Origin of the sequence: Pseudomonas typographi (assembly GCF_014694385.1) — a bacterium.
Taxonomy (GTDB): Bacteria; Pseudomonadota; Gammaproteobacteria; order Pseudomonadales; family Pseudomonadaceae; genus Aquipseudomonas; species Aquipseudomonas typographi.
In genome coordinates, this window is the sequence record NZ_JAAOCA010000075.1 from 1 (window position 1) to 5971 (window position 5971).

The window sequence follows — 5971 nt, forward strand, 5'->3', positions numbered from 1 at the left end:
CCCCTTCTATCCGCCACCACCCCCACTGCTCGAGCAACCATTCCGTATCGCCCAGCGGCTTGCCCACATACGCCCGCTTCTTCATGCTCTAATCCCCCCAAAGCTGTGCAGGAAATCAACGGCCGCGCCATGAGCCAGAGAGACCTTAGCGATTGGATAGAAGATTGGAACCTACACCTGGCTGCCTATGATGCTGACGGAGATGATTAGCAGTCGTGGCCTCCAGCAAAAACTGATGGCCGAGCAGCGAAATCGTGAAGTCTGGTGCATAGTGCTCCCAATTAAACTCAGCACCAAGCTCCCGGAGCGCCGCATGCAAGTAAAGCTCCCATAAACTAGAGTTGAATGTCGTCTGAAATTCATATACGAATTTTCCATCACGATCTGGAAACCCTTCAGCCCATGATGCAATTACTTTGCGTGCATACAAATTACTCGGAATGGACTTCAAAATGTGTTTGAAGTGAGGGTGAAGCGAGTCTTCGGGAGCTACAACTGTATATAAGTCCATACCCTCCTCCGAACCGAGTTTCAACTGAAACAGTAGGTATAGACCATGAAGATCCAAATCGCTACTAGACCACACCTAAACGCTACCGGAGCCTCTATGCACAACCACAGCATCCTGATTGGTCATTGCGTGGCCACCATGTGGATGGTATCGGACGAGAGCTTGCGCATCTGCGTGACCTCACCACCATAACTTGGTCCGCGTGGCTACGGGGAACGGGGTCCAGGGGCGAGGCAATCGCGCAGGCGAACCTTTTTCCGCTCAAAGGGCTCTGCGATGCTAGAGGTGTGAACTAACCCTGAATACGCGGCAATGGCTGCGCGCGACATGACGCCGCCTGACTCGACGGCGCCGCGCAGATGGATGTATTTCACGACGCGTTTAGCAACAGTCCCCTACTCTGGTTATTTCCTAGCTGAACCATGGCCCCGATGCTCGGACAATCGCTGGTTACACTCATGAATTACTTCGCCACTATGGATATCCGTTATCTGTTCAAAGTATTTATCTCGATCCCGGTCTATTAACCGGGCCTTATGGACCATTTCGCCCGTGGACACTCGTTTTTCCGCTCCGCGAAATTGTTCCACTCTGACCTTGTCGCCTGAACGCCGCGCATGGTCTTTCAGAAGACTGTTAGAAGCGTCATAGAATCCAATTCCCTCGGAGATTGAGGCTCTCAGATAACGCTTGGATGATCCACAAAGATTGCATGCCGAAACTAACGCAGATCCATCGACAAGCTTCTCATGGCATTCCCCACAAAACAGACCATCGTCTTCTCGTTTGGACATCATGACCAGCTCCTTTAGCGCGTAAAGCTGAATAGAACACAAATACCCTCATTTCACCCATCACGCCACTGGCGAGGATCGCTTATGTCTATACACCAGAGGAGCCATCCCTTCGATTTCAAAACGCAGTACCGCCTTGGCTTCGACCCGCAAGACGATGAGATCGTGGTGGACTTCTTCTGCGGCGGTGGCGGCGCCGGTACCAGACTGGAAATGGGCCCGGGCCGACCGGTAAGCGTGGCCAAGAACCACAGCCCGGCGGCGATCGCCATGCACACTGCCAACCATCCCCACGCCAGGCACTTCACCACCGACGTGTTCGCCGGCGACCCAGACGAAGAATGCCAGGGCCGCGCCGTGGGCTGGTTCCACATGAGCCCGGACTGCACCCACCACAGCCAGGCCGCCGGAGGCCAGCCGCGCAAGCGCGAGATTCGCAACCTGTCGTGGATCGGCTTGAAGTGGGCCGGGAAGAAGCGCCCACGGGTAATCAGCCTGGAGAACGTGAAGCAGATCCTGCAATGGAGCCGCCTGATCGTTAAGCGCAACAAGGCCACCGGCCGAGTGATGAAGCTGGACGGCACCGTGGCGGCCCCGGGCGAGCGGGTGCCGGTGCAGCAGCAATTCCTGATTCCCGATCCCAAGCGCAAGGGCACCACCTGGCGCCGCTTGCGCAGTTGCTCGAGGAAATGGGTTACCAAGTCGAATGGCGAGTATTGAAGGCCTGCGACTTTGGCGCGCCGACCACCCGCGAGTGCCTGTTCATGATCGCCAGATGCGATGGGCAGCCCATCGTCTGGCCGGCGGCGACCCACGCGAAGAAACCAGGGAAAGGCCAGCAGAAGTGGCGCACCGCGGCGGACTGCATCGACTGGTCCGTGCCCAGCCAGAGCATTTTCAACCGCAAGAAGGCGCTGGCCGACGCCACGCTGCGGCGGTGGCCAAGGGCATGAAGAAGTTCGTCATCGACAAGCGCCCGGCCGGCGCCGCGCACGTGATGGGCGTGGCCACCGCCTTCATGGCCCAGGCCAACGGCGGCTTCAACACCACTCACGCCAAGGGCCTCGACGAGCCGATGACCACGGTGATCAACACCGGCAGCCAGCAGCAGCTGGTCACGGCCACGCTGATGACCAATACCACTGGGCATGCCCCGGCGGATATCGAGGGGCCGGTACCGACACTGACCACCGGTCAGCACCAGGCTTTGGTCAGCGCCAGCCTGGCCACGCTTCGTCGCAACTGCATAGGGCGACAGGTCAACGAGCCGGTGCCGACCATGACGGCCGGCGCCGAACACCACGCGCTGCTCGAGTACAAGCTGTCGCCGGAGCATGAAGCCGGTGCGCTGCGGGTTGCGGCATTCCTGATCCGTTACTACGGCACCGAGAACATCAGCAGTTGCAACGATCCACTGGCGACCATCACCACGAAAGACCGCCTGGCACTGGTGACCGTGCACATCAAGGGCATGCCCTATGTGATCGTCGATATCTGCCTGCGGATGCTGCAGCCCCATGAGCTGTACCGCGCCCAGGGCTTCCCGGCCGACTACATCATCGACCGCGGCGCGGATGGCCGGCGCTTCACCAAGACCGAGCAGGTGCACATGTGCGGGAACAGCGTCAGTCCGCCGCCTATGGCTGCCCTTGCCCGCGCCAACGATCCGTGGCGCAGCCACTTTCCAACCAGAGGTCGCATGGCCGCCCGAACACCCACCCGAACCAGAGACGAGCAACATGGGCGATAAACTATTAGTAATGGCGCGATCCACCTTAAGCGCCTTATTCGATGCCGTGATTGCAGGCGACGACGAAGGGTTGGCTGGCCACGCTCACGCAATGGTGCAAGTGAGCGAGATACTTGCCGCCTAGCCGGCCGCCGGACTTTTCGGACGAAGAAAATACGCACTAACCAAAACAGGGGACAAATGTTGTACTAGGCACCCATTTGACATAGTATTGCGTTCCAACCAAAAAAATAATATCCAAATGACTAGCTTTGGAACCCGTCTCAAAAAAGAACGCATGCGCCTAGGCCTGTCACAAAAACAGTTAGCTGAGTTGGCGGGCATCCAGACGAATGCCCAGGGCCACTATGAACGAGACAACCGCTCACCCACGGTCAGGTATCTCCACGCCATTGAAAGCCACGGTGTCGATATCACCTACGTGTTGTCCGGGAAGCTCGTCGCCCATGGCATAACCGAGGATGAACATTCAGCGATCCTCTGCAGGCGGGCATTGCCTGAGCGTGGCCGCAAGCTCATCGATGAGCTGCTGTCGATGCTCACCACCCAAGCCTAACTACCTCCCCTTCAGATTCCGGGCCCTTGCGCTCGAAACAATCAAACCTATTTAGCCTGCCAGCGCCGGGGCGAAATCTTCCGCGAGATAAACCGAGCTGCAGGCGCGCGAGGCTATTCAGCGCTGGACCGCCTAACCCCTTCCCTGCCTATTGAGCCAGCCGGCGAACGGCGGGTGAGGTTCGCCCCCATGAATTCTGATCGAAACCAGCGCCGCCTGCTCGCAAAGCAGAACGCCAAGGAACCCGTGTGCCTGCACCGCATACCCGAGAGTCAATGGACCGCCGAGCCGCCGCCTAGAATCATCGAGGTGTGGCGATCCCGTTCGTTCTTAGTCCAGGTGTTCGATGAAGCCAACGGCTACCAGCGCATGAGCATCTGCCGGACTGCACACAACGGCCAAAGTTGGGCAGACCTAGTGACCTGGGATGAGCTCATGCAACTGAAGCGCGAGTGTGGCCGCGACCGTGATGCCGTTGAGGTCTTCCCGGCCGACCAAGACATCGTGAACGTGGCGAACATGCGGCATCTGTTCTTTTCGCCTGAGCCGCTGACCTTCAAGTGGGCGTCCGGCAACCGCTAGCACCACCCTGCCCTCAATCCCCTATCTCCCCGCCGACACTGGCGGGCTGGAGAGCTATTGCCATGCCTGAATCAACCGTTAACTGCTGTCGCTGCAGAAACACTCACAAAGAGAGCGAGCGGATATCTGTCCCGAGCAAATGGCTGAAAGGTGCAAACACGATGGTCTGCCCCCGATGCCGCTGCACGACCTACTACAAGCTGGAGCCTGCACCCGCAGCCTAACCCCGACCGCCGCCCCGGGCGGCCTGGAGATGAAACATGGAACCAGAAATCATCCATATCCCGGAGCTGGCGAAGCTGCTGGGGCGAACTGAATCATCCATCCACAGCGCCCGGCAAGCAGGTGCACCATGGCAACCGCCGTTCTTCAAGCAAGGCAGCCGGATCTGCTGGCGCATCAACACTGTGCGGCGCTTCCTCAAGGGGTGCGAGGAAGGCCGCCATGCGCCATCCAAGCCTGGACGAAAGCGGCAGCCTCCGCCCACCCTGTCACGGGTCGGCTAGCCCAGCTTGTCCGCCAAGGCGTCGGGGCACAGATGCGTGTATCGCTTGAGCATCGAAAGCGTCTTGTGCCCCTGATCGAGCCCGCCTCCATGATCGACAGACCTTTTTCGAAAAGCTTGGAAGTGCCTTCATGGCGCAGATCGTGGAAGTGCAGGTGTTTGACCTGGGCACCCCGGCAGGCCTTGAGGAAATACTGGCTTACCGAGTGCCGCGCCAGGGAGAACACAGCACCATCCAGCCTTGCCGGCAACGACTCGAGCACTGCCCAGGCGTACGTCGAAAGCGGTACCAGCCGGCGAGCGCCGTTCTTTGTGTCTTCCACCAGCGCGTGCTTGCCCTTTATATTTTCCCGCCGCAGTGCCAACAGCTCGCTACGGCGCATCGCCGTCTCGATGGCGATTTCGATGATCGCCGGCATCTCAGCATGGATTTTGCCAGCGGCGGCCAGCGCCGCCTTTAGCTCATCGGACGACGGCCGCCGATCGCGTTCCTTGCTGCCCTTGGGCATCCGCAGCTTAGCTACAGGATTGCTCACCCCCTCTATACCCCAGTCTTTGATCGCCACGGTGTACAGATGGCTGAGCAGGGCCAGCGATAGGCGCGCCGTGTTGGTCGAGTCGCCCTCCTTGAGCCTAGCGTCTCGATACTCGGCCAAGTCCGAAGATCGCAGCTCGGCCATCGACTTGGAGCCGTACTTGCTCTCGGACCAGGTTTTGATGCGCGTCCGCTCCTGCCGGGCTCCCTTCTTGTGCTCGGTCACCTCCCGTTCGTAGCGCTCCAGGGCCTTGGCCAAGGTGGTAGCCTCGGCCTCGCGGGTGTCCACGAATCGTTTGCGTGACATGTCGCCCTCAATTTCAGCCGCCCATCGTTGAGCGTCTGCTTTTGTGTCGAAGGATGCCGAGAGTGACGGGTAGCCTTTTTTGCGGATCTTGGCCCGCCACGTGCCGTTTGCACGCTGTTCGACAGTCGCCATGCTGCGGATTCTGCCGGCGACCAGTGGGACACGCAATAGACCTCAGTGTCCCAAAACTGTCCCAAATGTCCCAGCCAACCGAATCTGCAGGCACAATAAAAAACCCCGCAGACGTTAATCTACGGGGTCTTAAGGGGTGGAGGCCGAGGTCGGAATCGAACCGGCGTAGACGGATTTGCAATCCTGCGTGAACTCTTTTATTTTCAGTGACTTGGCACCATTTCCATTCCGCTTATCTCTGCATTTTGCTGCTTTGCAGCCCAGCAAAATCAAGGCCCGTTGAACCAGTTGCGGAAATT

The 5971-nt window shown here is 58.9% G+C and carries 4 protein-coding genes and 2 pseudogenes; 4 read left to right on the forward strand and 2 right to left on the reverse strand.

Features of this window, described 5'->3' with window-relative positions; genetic code table 11:
- Window positions 1-145 precede the first annotated feature (145 nt).
- Complete coding sequence (locus HAQ05_RS29590; RefSeq protein ID WP_190427473.1) at window positions 146-511, reverse strand: hypothetical protein; 366 nt, start codon at window positions 509-511, stop codon at window positions 146-148.
- An 878-nt stretch (window positions 512-1389) separates the two neighbouring features.
- On the opposite strand from HAQ05_RS29590, the pseudogene HAQ05_RS29120 reads away from it, so the two are divergent.
- From HAQ05_RS29120 to HAQ05_RS29260, 4 genes and pseudogenes are all read left to right on the forward strand, one after another.
- Window positions 1390-3055: pseudogene (locus HAQ05_RS29120) on the forward strand (DNA cytosine methyltransferase).
- A 241-nt stretch (window positions 3056-3296) separates the two neighbouring features.
- Window positions 3297-3611 (forward strand): helix-turn-helix domain-containing protein, encoded by a 315-nt coding sequence (locus HAQ05_RS27510; RefSeq protein ID WP_274603330.1) that lies wholly within the window; start codon window positions 3297-3299, stop codon window positions 3609-3611.
- 189 nt (window positions 3612-3800) lie between these two features.
- Window positions 3801-4193, forward strand: a complete 393-nt coding sequence (locus HAQ05_RS27515) for a DUF7694 domain-containing protein (protein ID WP_190427465.1) — start codon at window positions 3801-3803, stop codon at window positions 4191-4193.
- A 260-nt stretch (window positions 4194-4453) separates the two neighbouring features.
- Entirely contained in the window at window positions 4454-4699 is a 246-nt protein-coding gene (locus tag HAQ05_RS29260) for a gamma-glutamylcyclotransferase family protein (protein ID WP_190427469.1), read from the forward strand.
- Here HAQ05_RS29260 and HAQ05_RS27525 read toward each other — a convergent pair.
- A pseudogene (locus HAQ05_RS27525) lies at window positions 4696-5672 on the reverse strand (tyrosine-type recombinase/integrase). The gene HAQ05_RS29260 and the pseudogene HAQ05_RS27525 overlap by 4 nt on opposite strands.
- Window positions 5673-5971: the final 299 nt, after the last annotated feature.

Coding starts and splice junctions, on each gene's coding strand:
- HAQ05_RS29590 (WP_190427473.1), bottom strand. CDS start 511: ATGGACTTATATACAGTTGTAGCTCCCGAAGACTCGCTTCACCCTCAC.
- HAQ05_RS29260 (WP_190427469.1), top strand. CDS start 4,454: ATGGAACCAGAAATCATCCATATCCCGGAGCTGGCGAAGCTGCTGGGG.
- HAQ05_RS27510 (WP_274603330.1), top strand. CDS start 3,297: ATGACTAGCTTTGGAACCCGTCTCAAAAAAGAACGCATGCGCCTAGGC.
- HAQ05_RS27515 (WP_190427465.1), top strand. CDS start 3,801: ATGAATTCTGATCGAAACCAGCGCCGCCTGCTCGCAAAGCAGAACGCC.